This is a genomic window from Bacillus sp. EU63, assembly GCF_038592915.1.
Classification (GTDB): domain Bacteria; phylum Bacillota; class Bacilli; order Bacillales; family Bacillaceae; genus Bacillus; species Bacillus velezensis.
The window spans coordinates 4,000,301-4,026,131 of record NZ_CP151944.1 but is presented as its reverse complement, the minus strand read 5'-3'; the positions used below and the strand labels follow the sequence as shown (position 1 = coordinate 4,026,131).

The 25,831-nt window shown below is 45.6% G+C and carries 27 protein-coding genes; 23 read left to right on the top strand and 4 right to left on the bottom strand.

Annotation, left to right across the window (positions count from 1 at the left end; genetic code table 11):
* Nucleotides 1-621: 621 nt before the first annotated feature.
* The 10 genes from rpmH to NYE38_RS20155 all read left to right on the top strand — a co-directional run bounded on the left by rpmH (nucleotide 622) and on the right by NYE38_RS20155 (nucleotide 9,989).
* Nucleotides 622-756 (top strand): 50S ribosomal protein L34, encoded by a 135-nt coding sequence (gene rpmH / locus NYE38_RS20200; RefSeq protein WP_003178075.1) that lies wholly within the window; start codon nucleotides 622-624, stop codon nucleotides 754-756.
* A 152-nt stretch (nucleotides 757-908) separates the two neighbouring features.
* Entirely contained in the window at nucleotides 909-1,259 is a 351-nt protein-coding gene (gene rnpA / locus NYE38_RS20195; RefSeq protein ID WP_004392944.1) for a ribonuclease P protein component, read from the top strand.
* A 160-nt stretch (nucleotides 1,260-1,419) separates the two neighbouring features.
* A complete protein-coding gene (spoIIIJ, locus tag NYE38_RS20190) occupies nucleotides 1,420-2,169 on the top strand; it encodes a YidC family membrane integrase SpoIIIJ (RefSeq protein ID WP_007409906.1) in 750 nt (249 codons plus the stop codon).
* Nucleotides 2,166-2,807, top strand: coding sequence for an RNA-binding cell elongation regulator Jag/EloR (gene jag, locus NYE38_RS20185; protein WP_015418654.1), 642 nt, complete (start codon nucleotides 2,166-2,168; stop codon nucleotides 2,805-2,807). Before spoIIIJ ends, jag begins: the two co-directional genes overlap by 4 nt.
* 289 nt (nucleotides 2,808-3,096) lie before the next feature.
* Nucleotides 3,097-4,476, top strand: coding sequence for a tRNA uridine-5-carboxymethylaminomethyl(34) synthesis GTPase MnmE (mnmE, locus tag NYE38_RS20180; protein ID WP_151140140.1), 1,380 nt, complete (start codon nucleotides 3,097-3,099; stop codon nucleotides 4,474-4,476).
* A gap of 16 nt (nucleotides 4,477-4,492) precedes the next feature.
* Entirely contained in the window at nucleotides 4,493-6,379 is a 1,887-nt protein-coding gene (mnmG, locus tag NYE38_RS20175; protein ID WP_007615086.1) for a tRNA uridine-5-carboxymethylaminomethyl(34) synthesis enzyme MnmG, read from the top strand.
* Nucleotides 6,380-6,392: 13 nt separating this feature from the next.
* Nucleotides 6,393-7,112, top strand: a complete 720-nt coding sequence (gene rsmG / locus NYE38_RS20170; RefSeq protein WP_014306213.1) for a 16S rRNA (guanine(527)-N(7))-methyltransferase RsmG — start codon at nucleotides 6,393-6,395, stop codon at nucleotides 7,110-7,112.
* Nucleotides 7,113-7,233: 121 nt separating this feature from the next.
* Nucleotides 7,234-8,085 (top strand): nucleoid occlusion protein, encoded by an 852-nt coding sequence (gene noc, locus NYE38_RS20165; RefSeq protein WP_007409900.1) that lies wholly within the window; start codon nucleotides 7,234-7,236, stop codon nucleotides 8,083-8,085.
* Nucleotides 8,086-8,383: 298 nt separating this feature from the next.
* Complete coding sequence (soj, locus tag NYE38_RS20160; RefSeq protein ID WP_007409899.1) at nucleotides 8,384-9,145, top strand: sporulation initiation inhibitor protein Soj; 762 nt, start codon at nucleotides 8,384-8,386, stop codon at nucleotides 9,143-9,145.
* A complete protein-coding gene (locus tag NYE38_RS20155; RefSeq protein ID WP_004392966.1) occupies nucleotides 9,138-9,989 on the top strand; it encodes a ParB/RepB/Spo0J family partition protein in 852 nt (283 codons plus the stop codon). The genes soj and NYE38_RS20155 overlap by 8 nt, the downstream gene beginning before the upstream one ends.
* A 28-nt stretch (nucleotides 9,990-10,017) precedes the next feature.
* Here the strand turns inward: NYE38_RS20155 and yyaC are convergent, their stop codons facing one another.
* Both yyaC and NYE38_RS20145 read right to left on the bottom strand, forming a co-directional pair.
* Nucleotides 10,018-10,632, bottom strand: a complete 615-nt coding sequence (yyaC, locus tag NYE38_RS20150) for a spore protease YyaC (protein ID WP_004392969.1) — start codon at nucleotides 10,630-10,632, stop codon at nucleotides 10,018-10,020.
* A gap of 293 nt (nucleotides 10,633-10,925) precedes the next feature.
* The gene (locus NYE38_RS20145; protein WP_223257575.1) at nucleotides 10,926-11,255 is read right to left on the bottom strand and encodes a GNAT family N-acetyltransferase; all 330 of its coding nucleotides are present in this window, start codon (nucleotides 11,253-11,255) and stop codon (nucleotides 10,926-10,928) included.
* A gap of 143 nt (nucleotides 11,256-11,398) precedes the next feature.
* On the opposite strand from NYE38_RS20145, the gene NYE38_RS20140 reads away from it, so the two are divergent.
* From NYE38_RS20140 to NYE38_RS20085, 12 genes are all read left to right on the top strand, one after another.
* Nucleotides 11,399-12,424 carry a hypothetical protein gene (locus NYE38_RS20140; protein WP_340803132.1) on the top strand — a complete coding sequence of 342 codons (1,026 nt, stop codon included), beginning with the start codon at nucleotides 11,399-11,401 and terminating at the stop codon, nucleotides 12,422-12,424.
* A gap of 85 nt (nucleotides 12,425-12,509) precedes the next feature.
* Nucleotides 12,510-12,716 carry a DUF951 domain-containing protein gene (locus NYE38_RS20135; RefSeq protein ID WP_004392973.1) on the top strand — a complete coding sequence of 69 codons (207 nt, stop codon included), beginning with the start codon at nucleotides 12,510-12,512 and terminating at the stop codon, nucleotides 12,714-12,716.
* Nucleotides 12,717-12,762: 46 nt separating this feature from the next.
* Complete coding sequence (locus NYE38_RS20130) at nucleotides 12,763-14,766, top strand: molybdopterin-dependent oxidoreductase (RefSeq protein WP_017418437.1); 2,004 nt, start codon at nucleotides 12,763-12,765, stop codon at nucleotides 14,764-14,766.
* A gap of 126 nt (nucleotides 14,767-14,892) precedes the next feature.
* Nucleotides 14,893-15,993: a redox-regulated ATPase YchF gene (gene ychF, locus NYE38_RS20125; RefSeq protein ID WP_004392975.1), complete on the top strand. Its 1,101-nt coding sequence runs from the start codon at nucleotides 14,893-14,895 to the stop codon at nucleotides 15,991-15,993.
* Nucleotides 15,994-16,104: 111 nt separating this feature from the next.
* Nucleotides 16,105-16,392: a 30S ribosomal protein S6 gene (gene rpsF / locus NYE38_RS20120; protein ID WP_004392977.1), complete on the top strand. Its 288-nt coding sequence runs from the start codon at nucleotides 16,105-16,107 to the stop codon at nucleotides 16,390-16,392.
* Between the two features lie 39 nt (nucleotides 16,393-16,431).
* On the top strand, nucleotides 16,432-16,950 hold the full coding sequence (gene ssbA, locus NYE38_RS20115) for a single-stranded DNA-binding protein SsbA (protein WP_004392979.1): 519 nt from the start codon (nucleotides 16,432-16,434) through the stop codon (nucleotides 16,948-16,950).
* Between the two features lie 43 nt (nucleotides 16,951-16,993).
* A complete protein-coding gene (gene rpsR, locus NYE38_RS20110; protein ID WP_004392983.1) occupies nucleotides 16,994-17,233 on the top strand; it encodes a 30S ribosomal protein S18 in 240 nt (79 codons plus the stop codon).
* Nucleotides 17,234-17,423: 190 nt separating this feature from the next.
* Nucleotides 17,424-18,005 (top strand): bifunctional transcriptional activator/DNA repair enzyme AdaA, encoded by a 582-nt coding sequence (locus NYE38_RS20105; RefSeq protein WP_063636583.1) that lies wholly within the window; start codon nucleotides 17,424-17,426, stop codon nucleotides 18,003-18,005.
* Nucleotides 18,002-18,559, top strand: coding sequence for a methylated-DNA--[protein]-cysteine S-methyltransferase (locus NYE38_RS20100; RefSeq protein ID WP_063636582.1), 558 nt, complete (start codon nucleotides 18,002-18,004; stop codon nucleotides 18,557-18,559). The genes NYE38_RS20105 and NYE38_RS20100 overlap by 4 nt, the downstream gene beginning before the upstream one ends.
* The gene (gene xth, locus NYE38_RS20095) at nucleotides 18,556-19,314 is read left to right on the top strand and encodes an exodeoxyribonuclease III (RefSeq protein ID WP_123117558.1); all 759 of its coding nucleotides are present in this window, start codon (nucleotides 18,556-18,558) and stop codon (nucleotides 19,312-19,314) included. Before NYE38_RS20100 ends, xth begins: the two co-directional genes overlap by 4 nt.
* Nucleotides 19,315-19,376: 62 nt before the next feature.
* Entirely contained in the window at nucleotides 19,377-20,315 is a 939-nt protein-coding gene (locus NYE38_RS20090; RefSeq protein ID WP_025650114.1) for a LacI family DNA-binding transcriptional regulator, read from the top strand.
* Between the two features lie 56 nt (nucleotides 20,316-20,371).
* Nucleotides 20,372-20,752 carry a VOC family protein gene (locus tag NYE38_RS20085; RefSeq protein ID WP_017418442.1) on the top strand — a complete coding sequence of 127 codons (381 nt, stop codon included), beginning with the start codon at nucleotides 20,372-20,374 and terminating at the stop codon, nucleotides 20,750-20,752.
* Between the two features lie 33 nt (nucleotides 20,753-20,785).
* Here the strand turns inward: NYE38_RS20085 and NYE38_RS20080 are convergent, their stop codons facing one another.
* The gene (locus NYE38_RS20080; protein ID WP_014419380.1) at nucleotides 20,786-22,117 is read right to left on the bottom strand and encodes an MFS transporter; all 1,332 of its coding nucleotides are present in this window, start codon (nucleotides 22,115-22,117) and stop codon (nucleotides 20,786-20,788) included.
* A gap of 214 nt (nucleotides 22,118-22,331) precedes the next feature.
* On the opposite strand from NYE38_RS20080, the gene NYE38_RS20075 reads away from it, so the two are divergent.
* Complete coding sequence (locus NYE38_RS20075; RefSeq protein WP_017418443.1) at nucleotides 22,332-23,228, top strand: CPBP family intramembrane glutamic endopeptidase; 897 nt, start codon at nucleotides 22,332-22,334, stop codon at nucleotides 23,226-23,228.
* On the opposite strand, the gene NYE38_RS20070 is transcribed toward NYE38_RS20075, so the two are convergent.
* Entirely contained in the window at nucleotides 23,225-25,294 is a 2,070-nt protein-coding gene (locus tag NYE38_RS20070; protein WP_289394699.1) for a thioredoxin domain-containing protein, read from the bottom strand. The two genes, NYE38_RS20075 and NYE38_RS20070, sit on opposite strands and share 4 nt — an antisense overlap.
* Between the last annotated feature and the right edge of the window lie 537 nt (nucleotides 25,295-25,831).

Sequence of the window (25,831 nt, the reverse complement as noted above, 5' to 3'; positions counted from 1 at the left end):
TATCCGGCACAGCCCTCCTTTTCTTTAAAAATCAGCGCCCTTTCCCTGTTATAGAACACAAAAAAAGAGCATATGGCTCTGACCATTCGTACACACGAAATGTTGAAAACATATAGTATAGTAGAAAAATAGCTTTTCGACAAATTCCACAAGTTGTGGACAACAATCTACACAAGCTGTGTGAAAACAATCCACAACTTATCCACACTTTGTGGATAAAGAGAATGGACTGGATAAGTAATTAAGAGTTAAAACACAAATATAATATCAAATTAAGCGAGGACTTGCAATGGTTCTCGTAATCTTATCCACAAACCTGACAACTTGTTGAAAAATCTTTGTCCACAGGGGTTAGCAATGTGAAAATGTTGTCGATAACGATTGTGGATATTAAAAAAAGACCGAAAAATTATCCACATGTCGTTTTTTCGAGGGAGCGCGGCTTTTTTTTTGCGTTAAAAAAAGGAATATGAAAAATAAGGTTTCTAAACTGGTTAAGGTATGTTATCCTATTATGGTTGTAAGAAATAAATGCACTGCTGAAGTTGACAATGAATAGGCAGCACAAATATAATAAGTAAGACTGTCTTTAACAGCTATTCCTCGAGGGAGGTGTCATAAATGAAAAGAACATTCCAACCGAATAACCGTAAACGCAGTAAAGTTCATGGCTTCAGAAGCCGTATGAGTTCAAAAAACGGTCGTCTAGTATTAGCACGCCGTCGCCGCAAAGGCAGAAAAGTATTATCAGCTTAGGCCACTGAATAATGTCAGTGGTCTTTTTTCACATTAAGAGAGTGAGATGTCATGCGTCGCCCGGTACTGGAGAAATTTCTTCAGTATTCCGGCGGCCCGTTTTTTTAGATAGAAATAAAAGTTTCTGCGAGTGAATATCGGAGTGAATTAAAGTGAAGAAGCGAAATCGGTTAAAGAAAAATGAAGATTTTCAAAAAGTGTTTAAACGCGGAACGTCTATGGCAAACCGCCAGTTCGTGCTGTATACGCTTGATCAGCCGAAACAGGAAGAGCTCCGGGTAGGGCTTTCTGTCAGTAAAAAAATCGGCAATGCCGTCGTGCGCAATCGGGTGAAGCGGTTAATCAGACAGGCTGTTCAGGAGGAAAAAGAGCTGCTCAAGCCGAAAGATTTTATTATTATCGCAAGAAAACCCGCCGGCGACCTCAGTTTTGAAGAAACGAAAAAGAGTCTGCAGCACTTATTCAGAAAAACCTCATTATATAAGAAATCTTCGTCAAAATAGCTCATATTTTGTTTTCTTCACGTTTTTAAAAGCGCTTCCTTTTATTTGGCGAAAAATGAACGCCATTTGAAACTGAAAGATGCTAAAATACATACAAGGTTCATAAAGATTGGTATAGGAGGAAACGTTCTTGAAAAGGAGAATATGGTTACTACTGAGTATGGTCGGTATGCTCGTGCTGCTGGCCGGGTGCTCGAGTGTGAAAGAGCCGATTACGGCGAATAGTCCGCATTTCTGGGACAAATATGTTGTGTATCCATTGTCAGAAGTCATTACGTACGTAGCGAAACTGACGGGCGATAACTATGGTTTATCGATCATCATCGTTACGATTTTAATTCGTCTGCTGATTCTGCCGCTGATGATCAAGCAGCTTCGAAGCTCAAAAGCGATGCAGGCGCTGCAGCCTGAAATGCAGAAGCTCAGAGAAAAATACAGCTCTAAAGATCAAAAAACGCAGCAGAAGCTTCAGCAGGAAACGATGGCCCTGTTTTCAAAGCACGGGGTAAACCCGCTGGCGGGATGTTTCCCGATCCTGATTCAAATGCCGATTTTGATCGGATTCTACCACGCCATTATGCGTACGCAAGCCATTTCACAGCACAGCTTTTTATGGTTTGATTTAGGAGAGAAGGATCCTTACTATATTCTTCCTATCGTTGCCGGTGTGGCCACTTTTGTCCAGCAGAAGCTGATGATGGCCGGAAATCCGACTCAGAATCCTCAAATGGCAATGATGGTATGGATTATGCCGATCATGATTATCGTATTTGCGATCAACTTCCCGAGCGCGCTTTCTCTGTATTGGGTAGTCGGAAACCTGTTTATGATTGCTCAGACATTCCTTATTAAAGGACCTGACATTAAACACGATCCGGAAACGCAGAAAGCGGGAGGAAAGAAAAAGTGAAGAAGGTGACTGCTGCGGGACGGAATGTCGAAGAAGCAGTTCAATCAGGCCTTCAGGAACTTCAACTGACGAAAGATCAAGTAGAAATAACGGTGGTGCAAGAAGAATACAAAGGGTTTTTGGGTATTTTCGGAAAAAAGAATGCGATCGTAGAACTGGAAGAGAAAAAAAATCCTGTTCATGAAGCGAAAGTGTATTTGGAAGAAATCATCCATTCCATTGCCGGACCTTCTGAGATTGTTACGGAAGAAAACAAGAAAACAGTCTGTTTTCACATTAAAGGTGAAAAAGCGGCGCTGCTTATTGGCAAAAGAGGACAAACACTCAATGCCCTGGAAACATTGACGCAGCTTGTTTTGAACCGCGGCTCCGGCCAGTATCGCCAAGCCGTTGTCGACGCTGAGAATTATCGGCGGAAAAGAAGAGAAATTCTGGAGCAGCTGGCAAACAGGCTGGCCAAGCAAGTGTCGAAAACGAAAAAAGATGTGCATTTAGAACCGATGCCGTCAGGTGAAAGAAAAATCATCCATGACGCGCTGTCAAAGCATCCAAATATCAAAACTTTTTCTACCGGTGAAGGCCGGTACCGCCATCTCGTTATTTCCCATAAAGATAGCAGAAAACCGAAGTCCGGGTAAAATCGGAACTTCGGTTTTTTTATTGGTAAAAATGGCTCTATTCCTAAGCAGAATCGCATTTTTTGCGTTTAAGTTTTTTCTTTTTCGGTCTATGCTGTTGATAAAAAAGGTTTTAGGAAATAAAATTAATTGTTATTCACATGTGGATAAGTTAAAGTAATAAGGGATGAATTTCTGCCTTTGTGGATAACGTATCTTCCACTTCAAACCAAACTATGTTATCTTTTAATTTTGGCGTAAATAAAATTTTTTATATAGATGGAAACAGAGATAAAGAGAGGTGAACAGCATGGATACAATTGCAGCGATTTCAACTCCGATGGGTGAAGGCGCGATCGCGATCGTTCGGCTGAGCGGCCCGGAAGCCGTAAAGATCGCCGACAAAATGTACAAGGGTCCGAAAGGCAAAACGCTCAGTTCGGCAGAATCGCATACCATTCATTACGGGCATATCGCGGACAGCACGACGGGACGGATTATTGAGGAAGTCATGGTGTCTGTTTTAAGAGCGCCCAGAACATTCACAAGGGAAGATGTCATTGAAATCAACTGTCACGGGGGTATTGTGACGGTTAATCAGGTGCTCCAGCTTGCTTTAAGAGAAGGTGCGAGACTGGCAGAACCCGGTGAGTTTACGAAGCGCGCATTTTTAAACGGACGGATTGACCTATCACAGGCGGAAGCGGTGATGGATCTGATCAGGGCCAAAACGGACCGTGCCATGAATGTCGCCATGAACCAGATGGAAGGACGGCTTTCCGCGCTTGTCCGCCGTCTGCGTGATGAGTTGTTAGAAACACTTGCCCATGTTGAGGTTAATATAGATTATCCGGAATATGATGACGTCGAAGAAATGACGCATCAGCTTTTAGTGGAGAAGGCAAGCGGCGTGAAGAAAGAAATCGAGGCGCTGCTCCATACGTCTGAGCAGGGGAAAATTTTGCGTGAGGGACTGTCTACCGTGATCATCGGCCGTCCGAACGTCGGAAAATCCTCTCTGCTTAACAGCCTTGTCCATGAAACGAAGGCGATCGTAACCGATATTCCGGGAACGACGCGTGATGTGATTGAGGAATATGTCAATGTCCGAGGCGTGCCGCTTCGGCTTGTCGATACCGCCGGAATCCGTGAGACAGAAGACATCGTCGAAAGAATCGGTGTGGAACGGTCACGGCAGGTTCTGAAGGAAGCGGATCTCATTTTGCTTGTGCTTAACCACAGCGAAGAGCTTTCTGAAGAAGATGTGAAATTGTTTGAAGCGGTTGAGGGAATGGACGTCATTGTCATTATGAATAAGACGGACCTTGAGGCTAAGATTGACGCTGAGCGCGTCAAGGAACTGGCGAAAGGCCGGCCTGTCGTCACGACCTCATTGCTGAAAGAAGAAGGCATTCAAGATTTAGAGGAAGCGATTCAGTCGCTATTTTATACAGGAGCGATCGAAAGCGGAGATCTCACCTATGTCAGCAACACCCGTCATATCTCGATACTGCATCAGGCAAAGCAAGCGATTGATGATGCGCTGAACGGAATTGAACAGGATGTTCCGATTGATATGGTGCAAATTGATTTGACAAGGTGCTGGGAGCTGCTGGGCGAAATCATCGGTGATGCCGTCCACGAAAGCTTAATTGATCAGCTCTTTTCACAATTTTGTTTAGGTAAATAAAAGGGAGGAAAAAACCATGGGGTATGAAGCAGGCCAATACGACGTGATTGTCATCGGCGCCGGGCATGCCGGTGTTGAGGCTGCCCTCGCATCCGCGCGCCAGGGAGCCAAAACGCTTGTTTTGACGATCAATCTTGATATGGTTGCGTTTATGCCATGTAATCCGTCTGTCGGCGGCCCCGCGAAAGGGATTGTCGTCCGCGAAATTGACGCGCTCGGCGGAGAAATGGCTAGAAATATAGATAAAACTCATATTCAAATGAGAATGCTGAATACAGGAAAAGGTCCGGCCGTACGGGCGCTGCGTGCGCAGGCGGATAAATTCCAATATCAGCACGAAATGAAGCATACGCTGGAAAAAACACCGAATTTGACACTTCTTCAAGGGATTGCCGAGCGTTTAATCATTGAAGACGGGGAGTGCCGCGGTGTCATTACGCAAACCGGTGCTGAATATAAGGCAAAAACGGTCGTGCTGACAACCGGAACGTATTTAAGAGGGCGGATCATTCTCGGTGATCTGTCTTACTCAAGCGGTCCGAATAACCAGCAGCCGTCTATTAAACTTTCTGAGCACTTAGAGGAGCTCGGTTTTGATCTCGTCCGTTTTAAAACGGGTACGCCTCCTCGTGTCTCAAGCGATTCCATTGATTACAGCAAAACAGAAATCCAGCCGGGGGACCCGGTTCCGCGCGCTTTCTCATATGAAACGGTTGAATACATTACCGATCAGCTGCCTTGCTGGCTGACTTACACGAGTCCTGAGACTCATGAGATCATCGACAGCAACCTGCATCGTTCGCCAATGTATTCCGGTATGATTAAAGGAACGGGACCGAGATACTGCCCTTCGATTGAAGATAAAGTCGTGCGGTTTAATGATAAACCGCGTCATCAGATTTTCCTTGAGCCGGAAGGCAGAAATACGCAGGAAGTATACGTTCAAGGTTTATCCACGAGTCTTCCTGAGGACGTGCAGCAGCGGATGCTGGCGACCATTCCGGGACTGGAAAAGGTGCAGATGATGAGAGCCGGTTACGCGATTGAGTATGACGCGATTGTACCGACGCAGCTCTGGCCTACACTGGAGACGAAAAAAATCCCTAACCTGTACACAGCCGGTCAAATTAACGGTACATCAGGTTATGAGGAAGCAGCCGGGCAAGGAATTATGGCAGGGATCAACGCAGGCCGCAAAGCGCTTGGAAAAGAAGAAGTGATCCTCAGCCGTTCCGATGCTTATATCGGTGTATTGATTGATGATTTGGTAACGAAAGGAACCAATGAACCGTACCGTCTGCTGACTTCACGGGCGGAATACAGACTGCTGCTCCGTCACGACAACGCGGATCTTCGTCTGACGGAAATCGGCCACGATATCGGCTTAATTTCTGATGAGCGCTATGAAGCGTTTGAGAAGAAAAAAGCGGCGATCGAGGCGGAGAAAAAACGTCTCTGGTCTGTTATTATCAAGCCGTCTCCTGAGAATCAGGAATATATCCGTTCACTCGGCGGAAGCGAGCTGAAAGACGGAGTGCGCGGCACAGATTTAATGAAACGTCCGGAAATGAACTATGAAACAGTGACAAAACTTGCGCCTGCAGATTCTCCGGTTCCGCAAGACGTGGCGGAACAAGTGGAAATTCAGGTGAAATATGAAGGATATATCGAAAAATCCTTGCAGCAAGTGGAAAAGCTGAAGAAAATGGAAAACAAAAAAATCCCTGATCGGATTGATTATGACGCCATTAAAGGAATTGCTACTGAAGCCCGTCAAAAGCTGAAAGAAGTGCGTCCTTTATCAGTTGCTCAAGCGTCCCGTATTTCCGGCGTCAATCCGGCAGACATTTCAATCCTGCTGGTATACCTGGAGCAGGGCCGTATTGCCAAGGTAGCTGAATAGAAAGGATGACGGCATGAATATAGAGGAATTTACATCCAGTTTAGCGGAGAAAGGGATTTCCCTTTCTGACCGCCAGCTGGAGCAATTCGAGTTGTATTACCGGATGCTCGTGGAATGGAACGAAAAAATGAATCTGACATCCATCACTGAGAAAAAGGAAGTTTATCTCAAGCATTTTTATGATTCGATAACGGCGGCATTTTATATTGATTTTGAAAAGGTCACCACTCTTTGTGACGTCGGCGCCGGCGCCGGTTTTCCAAGCCTGCCCGTCAAAATCTGCTTCCCGCATCTGCATGTCACCATCGTCGATTCACTGAATAAGCGGATTACGTTTTTGGAAACTCTCTCTGATGCTTTACAATTAGAGCATACAACATTTGTCCATGACAGAGCGGAGACATTCGGACAGCGGAAAGACGTCCGGGAAAGCTTCGATCTCGTGACGGCCCGTGCGGTGGCGCGTCTGTCGGTCCTGAGTGAGCTTTGTCTGCCGCTGGCCAAGAAAAACGGTATTTTTGCGGCATTAAAAGCTGCAGCCGCTGATGAAGAGCTGAAAGCGGGGCAAAAGGCGATTAAAGTATTGGGAGGAGAGCTTGAACAAGTTCATTCCTTTACACTTCCCGTTGAAGAAAGTGAACGGAACATTATGATCATTCGCAAGACGAAAAGCACTCCGAAAAAATATCCGAGAAAACCGGGTACTCCAAATAAATCGCCAATTGAAGGGTAATTTAGACAGCCTGATGTGACAATTCCATCATATTTTCTGCAAAATTGATGAAGATACAGCAGGAAAAACCATGAGAAAATAGAATTATAAAAATGGCAGTTTTTAAAGGTGGTGTAGGTACATGAAGCATTCATTCTCTCGTTTCTTCGGGTTTGGTGAGAAGGAAGAGGAACCGGAGATAGCTGAGCATGATACAAACAAAGAAGAGATACTCGAAATACCGGTACATGCTATCGTTCCCAACCGTTTTCAGCCACGCACCATTTTCTCAGATGAAAAAATCAAAGAGTTAGCAATGACTATCCATACACACGGCATCATTCAGCCGATTGTTGTCAGACATACAGAAGATGAAGGACAATATGAGCTCATTGCGGGTGAAAGGCGCTGGAGAGCGGTACAGACGCTTGAATGGGAGAAGATTCCCGCAATTATTAAAGATTTTTCTGATACGGAAACAGCATCTGTCGCTTTGATTGAAAACCTGCAAAGGGAAGAATTGTCCTCCATTGAGGAAGCTCATGCGTACGCAAGGCTGTTAGAACTTCATGATTTAACACAGGAAGCCTTGGCGCAGCGCTTAGGAAAAGGCCAGTCAACGATTGCGAACAAGCTCCGATTGTTAAAGCTCCCGGAACCCGTCCAGGATGCGATTATGGAGAAAAAAATTACGGAACGTCATGCAAGAGCACTGATTCCGCTCAAACAGCCGGAGTTTCAGGTCACATTGCTTGCGGAAATCATTGAGAAAAGCTTAAACGTCAAGCAGACAGAAGACAGAGTGGTGAAAATGCTTGAACAGAATAAGCAGAAACCAAAGCCGAGACGCAAAGCGTTCAGCAGGGATACAAGAATTGCGATGAATACGATTCGTCAGTCACTGTCCATGGTGGAAGACAGCGGCGTCAGGCTGAACACTGAAGAAGAAGAATTCGAAGAGTACATCCAGCTTACCATTCGGATACCTAAATAAAAACTCTCCTGATCAGCAGGGGAGTTTTTATTTTAATCAAAAAACTATTTTGAGATAATAATAGATTTATTGTGCACTATACATTATATATGTAAAATTTTATCTTTTTGTGTCGTGAATTGTCTTTTTACAGTCAAAAAAGTCACTTTATCGGAGAACTTATATTAGAAAGTGTCTTTTTCGTTTACATTTTTTTCACTTGCTGATAAACAAATTATGAAAAAAATAAAACGCTTTACTCTTTTTTTGATAAGATAGAAACAAGACAGTACATGTTCATGTGAAGGTAGGTGACATCGTGGGAAAAATCATAGCAATTACGAACCAAAAAGGCGGAGTCGGGAAGACGACGACTTCTGTTAATCTGGGGGCTTGCTTGGCTTACATAGGTAAAAGGGTTCTTCTTGTTGATATTGATCCGCAGGGCAATGCAACGAGCGGATTAGGGATTGAAAAAGCCGATGTGGATCATTGTGTGTACGACATTTTAGTAGATGATGCAGATGTTACAGATATTATTAAACCGACTTCAGTAGAGAACTTAGATGTCATTCCGGCCACGATCCAGCTTGCGGGAGCGGAAATCGAATTGGTTCCGACGATCTCACGGGAGGTCAGGCTGAAAAGAGCATTAGAATCAGTGAAACAAAATTACGATTACATGATTATTGATTGTCCTCCGTCTCTCGGGTTATTAACGATTAATGCGCTTACTGCTTCAGATTCAGTCGTTATCCCGGTTCAGTGCGAATACTACGCTCTTGAAGGATTGAGTCAATTATTAAATACAGTTCGGCTTGTGCAAAAACATTTAAATACCGACTTAATGATAGAAGGAGTGCTTCTGACGATGCTTGATGCCAGAACGAATCTCGGCATTCAAGTGATAGAGGAGGTAAAGAAATACTTTAGAGATAAAGTGTATCAAACCATTATCCCTCGCAATGTCCGTTTAAGTGAGGCGCCGAGTCACGGCAAGCCGATCATATTATACGATCCGCGTTCGAGAGGTGCGGAAGTATATTTAGATTTAGCAAAGGAAGTGGCAGCGAATGGCTAAAGGCGGGCTCGGAAAAGGGATTAACGCGTTGTTTAATCAGGTTGATTTGTCTGAAGAGACAGTGGAAGAGATTAAAATCAGTGATTTGCGCCCCAATCCTTATCAGCCAAGAAAACAATTTGACGATGAGTCATTAGCTGAACTGAAGGAATCCATCATTCAGCATGGCATTCTTCAGCCCATTATCGTGAGAAAATCATTGAAGGGCTATGATATTGTAGCCGGCGAACGCCGTTACCGCGCCGCAAAACTTGCCGGTAAAGAGACAGTGCCGGCTATCGTGCGGGATTTATCTGAATCGCTGATGCGGGAAATCGCTCTTTTGGAAAACCTTCAGCGTGAAGACTTATCACCGCTTGAAGAAGCTCTGGCATATGACTCACTGCTGAAGCATTTGGATTTAACCCAGGAACAGCTCGCTAAACGGCTCGGGAAAAGCAGGCCTCATATTGCCAACCATTTAAGACTGCTGACGCTGCCGGAAAGCATCCAGAACCTCATTGCAGAAGGTACGTTATCCATGGGACACGGCAGAACCTTGCTTGGTTTGAAAAATAAAAACAAGCTTGAACCGCTTGTGAAGAAAGTGGTTGAAGAACAGCTGAACGTCCGTCAGCTTGAGCAGCTGATTCAGCAGTTAAACAACAATGTTCCACGTGAAACAAAGAAAAAAGAACCTGTTCAAGATGTTGTGTTAAAAGAGCGGGAATCGTATTTGCAAAATTACTTCGGAACAACAGTAAATATTAAGAGACAAAAGAAAAAAGGGAAGATTGAGATTGAGTTTTTCTCAAATGAAGATCTTGAACGTATCCTAGAACTATTGTCTGAAAGAGAAGCGTAAAAACCATCTTTTTTTAAAAGATGGTTTTTTATATACGTCTTGTCAGCTTATGAAACGGACTGAGCCGTTCCTGCCGGCCTTCTGATTTATCTGTCAGCTGTAACCCCTCTGCTAAAACATTTGCCATGCTCATAACAAGATGAAGCCTCGTATTCTGCAGGACAAAATACTCCATAAACCCGCTGACATTGACGATTCCATTGATATGGACGTCACCAATTTCAGGAAGGTCTTTTTGAACACCTGCTCCGGGCTTCAGCGGCCCATCGCCGATTTGAAATGAGCCTACGCTTTTGACGCGGCCTAAACAAGCATCAACCGCTATAATAAACGGATTTTTATGTAGATGTTGAATATCTTTCAGCTTGTCTTTCATATTGACGGCGTGAACAGGATCTGACAGCGTGCCGTAAACGTGCAATCTGCCTAAATTCATTTTTTCTAACTTTGTTCCTACGAGCGGACCTAATGAATCTCCGGTCGACCGATCTGTACCGATACACACGGTGACTAACGGTCTGCCGGCTGCTTTACGTAAAGATGAAGTAAGGATCGCTTGTATTTGATTCGCAGCAGAAGAATCCGTATGAGATACATATTGTTTTGCCCGTTCTTGAGAAAAAAGCCCGCCTTTTCGATTCATAAGGTTCACTTCCTTGTCATGTCATACGAGTATTACATTGTTGTTTTTGGTGATGTAGGTTGTTTACAGTATATCCAGCGCTGCCTTTTTTTATGCTTATGTCATGATCAGCATGCCGGTTGTTTGAAAAGAGCGGGATAGAAAAAAGAACTCAGAGCAGTTATTCTTTAAGTTCATGAAAGAAATAAGACCATTTGATCTACATTACATATTGCTGATGATCTAATTTCAGCGCTCTTTTTTCTGTAGAAAAGAGGGTAAATCCTAACTGAGCGTAGAGTTTTTTTGCGGGTTCATTTGTTGAGTAACAGAGAGATGGAGCTGTCTGTGTCTTTCATCTTTTTTGCTGCCTGGCTGATGGCTTCCGTCAGTAACGCTTTTCCTGCGCCTGACCTTCGATGTTTGGGGGAAATATACATAGAACCGATAACCGCAATGTGTCTTAGTTTAAACAGCGAATGCTTGGAGATCTTGAGGATTCCTATCAGTCTGTCTTTTTCAAAGGCGCCAAGCACGATGGCATTACCGGATTCAAGCCTCGCGTCCGGGTGATCTTTTGAAGCTTTGAGCCTGATATCGGTGTAAGGCTTGGTATCATTTGCGGTTAAACGCCTGATGTACATGATTTGAGCTCCTTATATAAATAAAATTTTCTGAATAGTCAATCGTCGTTATCATACCATATTTGTCCCATTTGTATGAATGTTTGCCGCTGTCACTCAATATAGTAGCAATATGCGGAGATGATCAGAAATTTTATGAGGTGATGAGGGTGTGGAGAGCCGGGATGAAGTGGATGCTGCTCATATTAAGCAGCCAGATTGGGGCTGGGTATGCAAGCGGGCAGGAAATATGGCAGTTCTTCGGTGTCGAAAGCGGACTGGCTATTGTATTGTTTACAGTCATGTTTACGATTTCGGCTTATATTGTGTTGAAGATCAGCTATCGGGTTCAATCAACGCACTTTTTACCTGTGCTTGAGCATCTGATGGGGCCGGCTCTTGCTAAAGTCTATGATGTGCTTATTATGTTTTATTTGTTTTCAATGACGATGGTTATGATTGCCGGCGGCGGTGTGACGCTGCAAATTTACAAGCTGCCGTTTTGGATCAGTATTTTTCTTCTTTGCATTGTGACCGTCGGTTTATTCTTTTGGGATATAAAAGGAATATTATCTCTGAATAGTATTTTGATACCGATTCTTGTAGCGGGGCTGTTATATGCATTGGTCTTTTTTCAGACAACCCATCATTACACGTGGACGATAGATTTGACCCGCCAGTATAATTGGCCGGCAAGCATTACCTTCACGTCCTTAAACATCCTTTCTGTTGTCGCTGTTCTTTCTTCAATCGGGAAAGATATGAAAGGACTGGGAGAAGCGAAAATCGCAAGCGTTGCAAGCGGGCTGATTTTCGGTGTGATTTCATTTGTTTACAATGAAACGCTTGTGCAGCTTTCAGGCAGTCTTACACAATATGAGATGCCTCTTTTCGCCGTCCTTGAAGGCGCTCCTTATCCGTTATTTCTTTGTATGGCCGCCGTGCTTTTTTTAGCCATCTATACGACAACCGTGACCGGTCTGTTCGGGCTTTCCAGCCGCATGCTTGCATTTGTGAAATTGCCGAGATGGACGCTCGTAGCTCTTCTTTTAGCTGTGATGGTGCCTTTTACGACAATCGGTTTTTCAGATTTGATCGCGATTTTATATCCCATTTACGGGCTTTTAAGTCTTTATTTGCTGGTATGTCTTCTTCTTTACCCTATTTTAGGGAGATGGAAAAAAGTATAATGCTCATTTTGAGTGCGGCCGTTGCTCTTATCCTGTCTTTTTTTGTACAATAAATAAAGCAGTCTATGGAGAGAGGTGAAGGGTCTTGGCGGATAAAGACTTTGGCCTGAATGATATTGTTGAAATGAAGAAACCGCATCCTTGCGGTGAAAACAGGTGGAAAATCATTCGGATGGGAATGGATATTCGGATCAAATGCACGGGTTGTTCCCACAGTGTCATGATTCCGAGAAGAGATTTTGAGAGAAAGCTGAAAAAAGTACTCGTCAAGCATGAGGAGCCTACATCATAAGGGCTGGCGCTCATGCTTTTTCATATAGAGGAGAGGAAGAGGCCAGATGAGCAAAGTGCATCAGTCAGCGTGCCCGCTGAATTGCTGGGACAGCTGCGGCTTTTTGGTGACAGTTGAGGATGGAAAGGTGACGAAAGTAGACGGAGACCCGAATCATCCCATTACGGAAGGAAAAATTTGCGGCCGGGGCAGAATGCTGGAGACGAAAACGAATGCGCCGGAACGGCTTCGTTTTCCTTTAAAAAAGAAAGACGGCGAATTTGTCCGCATTTCCTGGGAGCAGGCGTTAGATGAAATTGCTGAAAAAATGGCGGTGATTAAGGAGACGTTGGGCACTGCCGCAGTGCTGCACAGTCATGATTACGCCAATAACGGTCTTTTGAAGGCGCTCGACCAGCGTTTTTTCAATGGATACGGCGGTGTAACGGAGATTGCGGGCAGCATTTGCTGGGGTTCCGGCATTGAAGCGCAGCGCTGGGATTTCGGGCGTTCTTACGGGCATGGACCGCTTGATATTTATCACAGCAAGCATGTGATCGTATGGGGCAGAAACGTGTCCCGGACGAATATGCACCTCTATCACCATCTGCAGCAGGTGAAGAAAAAAGGAGCGACACTGACGGTCATTGATCCTATTTTTAACCCGACTGCAAAGCTTGCCGATCGGTATATATCCGTCAAACCCGGCATGGATGGCTGGCTTGCGGCGGGTGTTTTAAAAATATTATGCCAAACCGGCAGAACCGATTCCGATTTCATTCAAAGGCATTCGGTCGGTTTTGAAGAAATAGAAAAGCTTCTGAAGACGATTTCTTTTGAGGAGATCATTGAGAAAACAGAAACGTCTTTAGAAGTGCTTGAATATCTTGCTGATTTATATGCTGACGGTCCCGCCTCCACTTTTATGGGTCTTGGGATGCAGAGATATAAAAACGGGGGCGGGACGATACGGTGGATTGACGCTTTAGCTGCGGCGAGCGGAAATGTCGGTATTAAAGGCGGCGGCGCAAACTTCGGAAATGTGCAAGTCGGTGAAAGCTTTGCAAAGGCCGAGCTCACCCGTCCTGATCTGAAGAAAAGTTCGAGAACGTTTTCGATGATGACTCAAGCTGAAGAGGCGCTGAATGCAGCCGATCCGCCGATTGAGATGATCATCGTGACGTGCGGCAATCCGCTGACACAGGTGCCGAATACAAAAAAAGTGAAGGAAGCGTTTGAAAAAACACCGGTCACAGTGGCCATTGATTCGGTCATGACCGATACGGCGAAGCTCTGTGACTATGTGCTGCCGACGGCCGTTGTTTTCGAAGAGGAAGATATTTATTATTCCAGCATGTATCATCACTATGTTCAATATGGCAAGAAGCTTGCGGAACCGCAGGGAGAGGCAAAATCAGACCGCTGGATCTGGACGGAACTCGCAAAGCGTCTCGGATTCGGGGAGCTGTTTGATTACAGTACGGAAGATTTCTTAAAAATGGGGCTCTCTTCTTTGGAGAAAGAAGGAATCACCCTTGAGCAATTAAAGGAAAAAGGACATATGCCGCTTCCGGTCAAACAGGTTCCGTGGAGTGATTTTCAATTTTTAACCCCGAGCGGAAAATTTGAATTCGTCTCGTCACTGGCAGAAGAGAAAGGATACAGCGGCCTCCCTCAATTGGAGGTGCCGGAGGAGTCTGTTTATCATGACGCCGGGCTTGCCGGGAAATACCCGTATACGCTGCTGTCCATTCACCCGCAGCGCTCCAATCATTCACAGCACGTGCCGTTTATTGAAAAGCTTCAGCAGATTCAGGTGGATCTGTCGCCGGATATCGCCGAGGAGCTTTCACTTCAAGACGGAGATACGGCAGAGGTATACAATGACCGCGGCAGTCTGCGCGGCAGGGTGAAAATCATGAAGCAGGCTCACCCGAAGACGGTGAATATAGATGAAGGCATGTGGGCGGCATTCGGAGGCTCCGTCAACATGCTCACAAAGGATTCAAATTCCGATAATGGAATGGGAAGTACGCTTTTTGACTGTCTGGTAGCGGTTAAAAAAGGATAATCTAAGGAGTGAGAGGGCGGGAAATGCTTTTTTCTCAGCTTGTCTTTTCCTATGAACCTCCTTATAATTGCTCTAGGTTTACAATACGTTTATACGATGATGGTTTGATATAGAGGAGATGAAAGAATGGCTTTAACTGCTGGAATTGTCGGTTTGCCGAATGTCGGAAAATCGACGTTATTTAATGCAATTACCCAGGCTGGTGCCGAATCAGCCAACTACCCGTTCTGTACAATTGATCCGAACGTGGGAATCGTGGAAGTGCCGGATGAACGTCTGCAAAAGCTGACTGAATTGGTGAACCCGAAAAAAACGGTGCCGACTGCGTTTGAATTCACTGATATCGCGGGGATCGTAAAAGGCGCATCTAAAGGTGAAGGACTCGGAAATAAGTTTCTTTCTCATATCCGTCAGGTAGATGCGATCTGCCACGTTGTACGCGCATTCGCTGATGACAATATTACGCACGTGTCAGGGAAAGTCGATCCGATTGACGATATTGAAACGATCAACCTTGAATTGATTCTTGCCGACATGGAGACAGTCGAAAAACGCATCACGCGTGTAAGCAAGCTTGCGAAGCAAAAAGACAAAGAAGCGGTTTTTGAATTTGACATTCTGTCTAAATTAAAAGAAGCTTTCGAACAAGAAAAGCCTGCCCGTTCCGTTGAATTTACGGAAGAACAGCAAAAGCTTGTGAAGCAGCTTCATTTGCTTACGTCAAAACCCGTGCTTTATGTAGCAAATGTAAGCGAGGATGAAGTGGCTGATCCTTCAGATAATGAATATGTTGCGAAAATCCGGGAGTACGCCGCGGGTGAAAACGCCGAGGTTATCGTCGTCTGCGCGAAAATTGAGTCTGAAATTGCTGAATTGGAAGGCGAAGAAAAGCAAATGTTCCTTGAGGAGCTCGGCATCGAAGAGTCAGGTCTTGATCAGCTGATTAAAGCGTCATACTCTCTTCTCGGTCTTGCGACATACTTTACGGCGGGCGAACAGGAAGTGCGCGCATGGACATTCAGAAAAGGCATGAAAGCTCCTGAGTGTGCGGGTATCATCCACACTGACTTTGAACGCGGCTTTATCCGCGCTGAAACGGTTGCTTATGAAGACCTTTTGGCAGGCGGCGGAATGTCCGGAGCGAAAGAAGCCGGAAAAGTGCGTCTGGAAGGTAAGGAATATGTAGTCCAAGACGGAGATGTCATTCATTTCCGATTTAATGTATAGGACACAGTTGTAAAGGGACAAGAGCTTTGGTATAATATAAACTTGTGAGTAATAGAATTATTGCTCCTTGCCCATTATAGGGCCGCTTAGACCAAAAGGAGGTGCAAACAGATGAAAAAGTACGAAGTTATGTACATTATCCGTCCGAACATTGACGAAGAGTCAAAGAAGGCAGTTATCGAGCGTTTCAACAACGTATTGACTTCTAACGGAGCGGAGATCACTGGAACAAAAGATTGGGGTAAACGTCGTCTTGCTTACGAAATCAATGATTTCCGTGACGGTTTCTACCAAATCTTAAACGTTCAGTCTGAAGCTGCAGCGGTTGCTGAATTCGACCGTTTAGCTAAGATCAGTGACGATATCATTCGCCACATCGTTGTTAAAGAAGAAGAATAAGCAATTTGAAATATATAATGTTAAAAGGTGGTCTTTCATATGCTTAACCGAGTTGTATTAGTCGGAAGACTGACAAAAGACCCAGAGCTTCGTTATACGCCAAGCGGTGCGGCTGTCGCCACGTTTACTCTTGCTGTGAATCGTACATTCACGAACCAGTCCGGAGAACGTGAAGCCGATTTCATTAATTGTGTCACTTGGAGAAGACAAGCCGAAAACGTTGCAAACTTTCTTAAAAAAGGAAGCCTTGCCGGCGTAGACGGCCGACTCCAGACAAGAAATTATGAAAACCAGCAGGGACAGCGTGTCTTCGTGACAGAAGTCCAAGCTGAAAGTGTTCAATTTCTTGAGCCTAAAAACAGCGGCGGTTCTGGATCAGGCGGATACAACGAAGGAAACAGCGGCGGAGGCCAATACTTTGGCGGAGGCCAAAATGATAATCCGTTCGGCGGAAATCAGAACAACCAGAGACGAAATCAAGGGAACAGCTTTAATGATGATCCATTTGCCAACGACGGCAAGCCGATTGACATCTCGGATGATGATCTTCCGTTCTAATAGATTATCGCTATATTCATAACGAGAAAGGTGGGAAATGACAATGGCAGGAGGACGCAGAGGCGGTCGTGCGAAACGCCGTAAGGTTTGTTACTTCACTTCTAACGGCATTACGCACATCGATTACAAAGATGTAGATCTTCTTAGAAAGTTTGTTTCTGAGCGTGGTAAAATCTTACCTCGCCGTGTAACTGGAACAAACGCGAAATACCAACGTAAATTGACTATCGCGATCAAACGCGCACGTCAAATGGCTTTACTTCCATACGTAACTGGCGAGTAAGCCGAAAAAAGAGCAAGAGCCTGCGGGCTCCTGCTCTTTTTTTATATCAGTCCCCCTCCATCCTGCCGAAATGTTTCACATGAAACATGGAAGTGCTCCTGACACCTATCTTTGTTATCTTGCTCCTCTATTCAAAAACGCGTACTTATGCAATGAATTTGTTTATACTGAAAAACAGGGGGTGGCTGAGATGGAGACAGACAGAAATATCCTGACTGATGAAAAGTGGAGCGCAATCATACGCAATGATGCTTCTTATGACGGAGTATTTTATTATGCAGTAAAAACGACGGGGATTTTCTGCCGGCCTTCTTGTAAATCGAGAGTTCCGAATAAAGAAAACGTGCTGGTGTTTGATACGGCTGATGCAGCGCTCGAGAGACATTTTCGTCCCTGTAAAAGGTGCCGGCCGAACGGTCTTCGTCTTCCTGATGAAGAATGGATTGCTCAAATCATTGAATACATTGAACGCCATTATCACGAATCCCTGACTCTGAGTGTACTGGCCGAAATGTGTCACGGCAGCCCCTATCATTTACAGCGGACATTTAAAAAAATCAGGGGAATGTCCCCGATTGAGTATATACAGAAAATAAGATTGTCGAAGGCGGAACACCTTTTAAAGCATACTGATATGACAGTCATGGAGATCGCTCTGACTGTCGGAATTCCAAACACAGCGCATTTCGCGACTCTTTTTAAAAAGAGAACCGGGAGTTCGCCCACAGAATACAGAAAAACGGCCAAAATGGGACAGGGAGGTTCAATATGAGTAAAGAGCCTATGGTCTATTGGACACTTTTCACACGGAATGATTGGAGCCTGTATACAGCCGCCACATCTAAGGGGCTTTGCTTTATAGGGTCAAATCATGGAAGCTTTGAAGAGCTTGAGCAGTGGGCAAAAAAAGCAATACCGCAATACCGATTGGCACGTGATGATGAAAAGCTGGCGTCTTACACGGCAGAGCTGTCCGAGTACATCGACAATGGCAGATCAGCTTTTTCAGTGCCGGTGGATCTTTACGGGACAGAATTTCAGCTTGCTGTATGGAAAGCGCTTATGGACATACCGTACGGCGAGACATACTCCTATTCGGATATAGCAGAAATGATTCAGAAACCGGCAGCTGTAAGAGCCGTGGGCGCCGCGATTGGAAAAAATCCGGTATTGATTACGGTTCCGTGCCATCGCGTCATCGGGAAAAACGGGAAACTGACCGGATTCAGAGGCGGTTTAGAAATGAAAAAGCAGCTGCTGGCATTAGAGGGCGGAAACATTGAAACACTGGAATACCGGCTGAGCCGGACAGGAGGGAACACATGAAACTGATTTCTTGGAATGTAAACGGCTTGCGTGCCGTGATGAAAAAGATAGATATCAATACTTACGTTCAGGAAACGGAAGCCGATATTCTATGTCTGCAAGAAACAAAAGTACAGGACGGACAAGTATCATTACAGCCTGAAGGATATCACGCCTATTGGAACTATGCGGTGAAAAAAGGCTACTCAGGCACGGCTGTTTTTTCGAAAGAAAAGCCGCTGCACGTGTTCTATGGACTGGGGATTGACGACCATGAACAAGAAGGACGGGTGATCACGCTTGAATTTGAGCATGTGTTTGTCGTCAACTGTTATACGCCTAATGCCAAACGCGGATTAGAGCGAATTGATTACCGTCTTCAATGGGAAGCCGATTTTAAGGATTATCTGCAGAAGCTTGACCGGAAGAAGCCCGTGATATTATGCGGCGATCTGAATGTCGCACACAGGGAGATAGACTTAAAAAATCCGAAAGCCAACCGGAAGAACGCCGGTTTCTCGGATCAGGAGCGGGAAGCGTTCAGCGCCCTGCTGAACGCCGGATTTACCGACTCATTCCGCTATTTATATCCTGATCGGGAAGGCGCCTATTCCTGGTGGTCTTACAGGACGAACGCACGTGAGAAAAACATCGGCTGGCGGCTTGATTACGTTATTGTTTCAGACAGACTGAAGCAGCGGATCAGCGAAGCGGCCATTTGTGCCGATATCATGGGTTCTGACCATTGCCCTGTTGAAATGACAGTGGATTTATGATGAGATAGCAGTAAGAGAAATCCACTCTTGCTGCTTTTTTATCACCGAAAATGGAGGAGCACATGGCAAATATAAAAGAGATTGCGAAACTGGCGAATGTGTCGGTGGCCACCGTATCACGCGTATTAAACCGACACCCGTACGTATCTGAGGAGAAAAGGCGTCTTGTGAATCAAGTGATGAAGGAGCTGGATTATACCCCTAATCGAACCGCCATTGATCTGATTCGCGGAAAGACCAATACAATCGGCGTGATTTTGCCGTACAGCGACCATCCCTGCTTTGACAAAATTGTAAACGGTATCACGAAGGAAGCGTTTGCCCATGATTACGTGACAACCCTTCTCCCCACCAACTATGACCCCGCTATAGAGATGACCTATTTCGAACTGCTGAAAATGAAAAAGATTGACGGACTGATTGTCACGTCCCGTGCGAATGAATGGGAAACCGCCGTGCCTTACCTGGAATACGGTCCCATTGTCGCTTGTGAATATACACAGCATCAAGAGATTCCCTGCGCTTATAATGACAGGCAGGCAGCATACAGAGAAAGCTTTTTGTATTTGAAGAACCGCGGGCATCAAGACGTTGCTTTTACATGTGTGCGGGAAGCGGAAAAAAGCCCGAGTACGGCCGACAAGGTAACCGCATATAAGGCGGTTTTCGGCTCTCTTGATGAAACCCGCATTCTGGTCGGATGCCATGATATGGACGACGGAAAGCGGGCGGGTGAGCACTTCTGGGGTTTCGACAAGGCGCCGACGGCCGTTTATGCGCACAGTGATGATGTGGCTGCCGGCTTGTACCAGTTTGCGAAAGAACAGAAATGGGACGCGGAGATCATCGGCGAGGGAAATCTGAGCGTCAGCCGGGCATTAAATATTCCATCCCTGGAACTTCATTTGGAACGGGTCGGAAAGGAAGCATTTTTGCTGTTTTTTCACGAAGAAACGGCTAAAAAACAAATTATGCATCAATTTCAGCGGAAAAAGTCTTGAGCTGAAATGGGTTTCATGCTTTATAACTAGATTGAGAAAAAAAGGGAGGCGGACATATGCGAATTGAACATGCAGCGATATGGGTGAAAGATTTAGAACGGATGAAAGAATTTTATGAGACATACTTCGGCGCCAAGGCCAATGACCTTTATCATAATGAGAAAAAAGATTTCAAATCGTATTTTCTTTCATTTGACTCTGGATGCAGGCTGGAACTTATGAAAAAAGGCGGCATTGATGAAGCTCCGGCACAGAATATGACCGGATGGGCGCATCTCGCATTTTCTACAGGCAGCAAGGAGCGGGTGAATGAATTGACGGAGACGTTTAAAAACGATGGATTTCAGGTCGTAAGCGGCCCGCGCGTGACGGGTGACGGATATTATGAGAGCGTGATAGAGGATTGGGAAGGCAATTTGATAGAAATCACAGTGTAAACAGTGCGGAGTGAGTCCGCACTGTTTTTTTGATTAAATTTGCTGAGCATTTGTTTTCGGGCCGAAGAGGATTAACAAAACGGAACATAGAAGCCAGCAGCCGCCGATGAACAAAAAGACGCTGATGTAGCCGAGCTTAACGGCAATAAATCCGACGAGCAGGGAGCCGAATATATTGGAAAAACGGCCGAGCCCGTACGCCAGCCCGCTCCCGGCCGAGCGATATTCCGTAGGATACGGCTCCGATGTATATGCGTATAAGTTTGAGGTGAAAATCCGTTCCGTGACGTTGACGACAAATCCAAACACAATAATCATGATGGGAATAAACGTCATGCCGTATAACAGTCCGGCAATGGCAGTCAGAAAAGCGCTTGCGGCCAGAATCCATTTCCTTTGGAACGTCTCGGATATCATGGAACCGAGCAATGCGCCAAGCGGCGCGCCGACAGAGTGAAGCACATTGTACCACAGCGTTTTTTCCATGGTGATGCCGTTGCTTTTCAGCAGGCTGGGCACCCATGAAGCAAAGCCGTAAAAGCCAAAGGTTTCAAGAATCCATACCGCTGACAGGATGATGGTGATCTTTAAATTCCTGCCCTGAAACAGCCCTAAGTAGCCTGCGTGCTTCACTGTATGTACTTCAGCCGCCTCTTTTGGCGCGGGAAGCGGGCCTTTTTCTTTCTCTATACGTGCTTCAAGACGGTTCATAATGGTGTTTGCCTGATCATATGCGCCCCGATTTTCGTGCCAGCGCGGCGATTCCTCAAGCCGGCGGATAAAAAAGAAATAAATGAGACCGGCCGCCCCCCATACGAATACGAGCCGCCACCCCCATGAGCCTAAAGGAATGACAAAAGCGGAAACAACGTTTGTGACGGGAACGCCGATCAGTCCGATCATGGCGCAAAGGGAGATGTATTTTCCCCGTACGGAGGATGGAAAAAATTCCGCCAAATAGCTGTTCGTCACAATCATGGCGGCCGCGACGCCGAGCCCGGTCAAGAAGCGGAAAATCATTAAGGACGGAATGTCCCATGCCAGCGCATTCAGAAAAGATGAGATCGAAAAGACAAGGACAAAACAATTCAGCGCTTTTTTCCTGCCGATCCGATCGGACAGCCTTCCGCCGATGGACGCGCCTAAAAACATGCCCAGGAAGGATGCGGCCGTAATGTCGGCAATGGTGGACAGCTTCACGCCCCAATGCTCAATCAGCGCCGGAGCCACGTTGCTGAGCGTAAACAGATCAGCGAGATCGAAAAAATAGATGATTCCGAGAGCGGTTAATACTTGATAGTGCACACGCGAAATGGGGAGACGGTCTAATCGGTTCGCTACATTTGAGAATGTCTGATGTTTCATAAAAAACCCCCTGACTTTGCAATTGTAATCAGAAAATACTGTAAATTTATCTGACGAATACATTATAAAGGTCTTTTTTTGGCAAAAACAGAGTGTAAATAACCAGAGCCAAAGGAAACGGCATAGCGCTTTCTTCTTAAAATATATAACATTTCCTATATCTGTTTCTGTTTATATTGTAAAATGTTGAAGGAAAGGAAGTTGATGCATAAATATGAATACGTTTGTACGGCCCGCAGAGGGAAGAAATAGTGTATCGAGATATCTTCTTTCTCTGTTGGTCATTGTGGGTTTGTTCTTTTTCGGAAGCATACTGACCGTGTTTTATATGTTTCTCACGTCCGCTTTCAATCCTTCACTGACGATAAATTGGGATGAGGCGGCATTAAGTGACCCGCTGGCGGATATTTATTTACAGCATATCGTCTATTTCATTGCGATTCCGGGCATTTGGATAGCGGTTCGTTTCATTATGAAACGGCGGTTTTTATCCATCATCACACCGAATCAGTCGCTGAACTGGAAGAGGATTTTCTTTGGATTCGGCACATATGTTGTGCTGATGTTTGTCGCGGGGCTGATTGATTTTACAATTCATCCGGATCGTTTCATGCTTCAGGAATTCCATGCTTCACGTTTTCTGCTGCTGTTAGCGGCGGCCGTCTTATTGGTGCCGATTCAAACCTCTGCGGAGGAATTTCTCTTTCGCGGTTTTCTGCTTCAGTTCGCCGGAAAATTGACGGCAAACGCGGTGGTTCTGACAGTCATTATCGGCGGATTATTCGGCGCACTTCATTTCGGAAATCCGGAGATGGAAAATGGAGCTCTCTGGGCGGGAATCGGATATGTCACCATTGGCATGATCTGGACCTTTATCACGATTAAAACCGGCAGTCTGGAGATGTCCCTTGGCGGTCACGCTGCCAATAATATGTTTTTATTTATCTTTCTCACAGAGGATCATTCGGTGTACGGCGGCATTCCGTCGATATTTACAACAGCAGCCGGCGGCTATGAAATATATGATTGCATATCGACTCTGGTGATCAATATTATCTTCGCATGGCTCGCGTTCCGTTTTGTGAAAAAAGAAAAGCAGCAGGCCGCCTAGGCTCTGCTGCTGATTTGTAAGGTGTTCATCGCTTCATCAATATCCGTCGTCGGTCTCCGGCAGGCGAAATTTTCACAAATGTAGACAGTTGTCTTCCCATCGATCATTTGATAACCCGCGGCAAAGTCAGAAATGCCGGCAAGCTCTTCCGGATGTTCTGCGGCGAGAATCGTATAGGCGGGAGTGAAATGCTCCTGAAGCGCCTCAATGAAACGTTTTCTGTCCGGGTCATCTTTCCTTCCGAAAACAACGATTTCTTTTTGGGGCATTGTGTGTGCCAGTACGCTTTGCATGAAGAAAGCGTTGCTGCTCGGATAGGCCTCTATTTCCCGTTTGAACACGGAAAACATCGCTTCGGCTTTTTCAATCAGTGATATGTCACCCGTCAGGCGGCCGAGACGAAGCAGCTGTACGGCAGCCGCGCTGTTTCCGGAAGGCACTGCCCCGTCATAAACCTCTTTTTCCCTGACAAGAAGGGTTTCGGCATCATTCCCCGTAAAGAAGAAGCCTCCGTGCCGTTCATCCCAGAACAGCTCCAGCATGCTTGTACATAACGTTTTCGCTTTCTGCAGATAAGACGGATGAAAACCCGCTTCATACAGTTCAAGGTAAGCCCAGATGAGAAAAGCGTAATCATCGATAAACCCTTTGTTTTTCACTTCGCCCTCGCGATAGCGGACCATGACGCGCCCGTCCGGCATGAGGTGCCGTTCGAGAAAGCGGATCGCTGTTTCCGCCATGCTGAGAAAGTCAGGCTCGTGAAATACCTTTGCGGCCTTTGCCAGCCCGGCAATCATGAGCGCGTTCCATGAGGTCAGCACTTTGTCATCTGTATGCGGATAGCTTCTGTTTTCACGCGCCTCCAGCAATTTTGTTCTTGCCTCTTCAAGGCGTTCGGCCAGCTCATTTCCGGTGAGGCCGGTCTCTTCGAGGATGGCCTCACGCCGCGTGAAAATGAGGTGCGGGATGTTTTCGCCTTCAAAATTGCCTTGATCTGTGATGTTATACACCTTGCAGTAAAGCGGGCCGAGTTCATCACCGAGAAGATTCATGATTTCTTTTTTGGACCATATGTAATATTTCCCCTCACGGCCTTCAGTATCGGCGTCTAAAGCTGAGAAAAAGCTGCCGTCTTCATGCATCATTTCCCGCTGAATAAACGTGACGATCTGCATCGCAATCTGTTTGTAGCGCTCATTGCCCGTGACTTGGTAGGCTTCTGTATATGCGGTCAGGAGAAGGGCGTTGTCATACAGCATTTTCTCAAAATGCGGCACGAGCCATTCATTATCAGTCGAGTAGCGGGCGAATCCGAACCCGATGTGGTCAAAAATCCCGCCGTTCGCCATGCCGTCGAGTGTCTTGGTTACGCCGGCCAAAGCCTGTTCCTTGCCCGTATAGCTGTAGTAGCGAAGCAGAAACATGAGCATATGCGGCATCGGAAATTTCGGAGCCTGGCCGAACCCGCCGTACACCGTATCAAACCCGCCGGCCAGCTGGCGATACGTGTCATGAACCGCCTGTTCGCCAAGCATGCCCTCGGCCGGGTGAATCTTGACTTCAAGATGAGCGGCGGCGTTTTCGGCGATATCCTCGACATGCTGCCGGTCATTCGCAAACGTTTCGGACAGATGTTCAAGCACATCAATAAAACCCGGACGGTTATATTTGCTTGTCTTCGGAAAATACGTCCCCGCATAAAACGGCTTTTGATCTGGTGTGACGAACACGTTCAGCGGCCACCCGCCCTGCCCCGTCATCAGCTGGCAGATTCTCATATACACGGAATCCACATCAGGCCGCTCTTCACGATCAACCTTGATGGCTATGAATTTATCGTTTAACATACCGGCGATCTCTTCGTCCTCAAAGGATTCGTGGGCCATTACATGGCACCAATGGCAAGTCGAATAGCCGATGCTGACAAGAACCGGCTTGTTTTCGCGTTTCGCTTTTTCGAAGGCTTCTTCTCCCCAAGGGTGCCAGTTTACGGGGTTGTGGGCGTGTTGAAGTAAGTACGGTGACTTCTCTGTGATTAAGCTGTTGGGTTTGTTATTGTTTGGCATGGGATCACCTGCTTTCTCTTAAATTAATTAATCATAATTATATTTCTCAGTGTGTTGAGAAACATGTACCTAGCTTTATGATTGTGCTTTTTCAGTCATTTCTTATTTTTGTGTTTTATTTTATCTGGGCTAATTCTTTTATACAACTAGGTATAAAGGTCAAACCAGTTACTCCAAATTTTCCTCAAGGAAATGAATTAATTCTTGGCCTCCTATTAATTCCAACGTTGGCTTATCCCTTACGTATTCTAGAGCCCCCTTAGTGAAACCTTTATTAACAATCAAACTTGTTGCTTTTGCTAGAGCCTCCCCTAATGCTCTTGCCCTTTTTACATCTACATTCTTTTTGTGTCTTTTACATTCAATACTTATTCTGTGCTATGAACAAGTATAGAAGATATTATATTGTCTATTAGGATGATAGGGGGTTATTGACTTGGATGTGTTGCATGAATTGAGGGCGCAATATGGCAAAGACAGAATTTATGTCGAGATAAATGACCGTATTACAACAAGAGAAAAAAATCGAACCTGTAA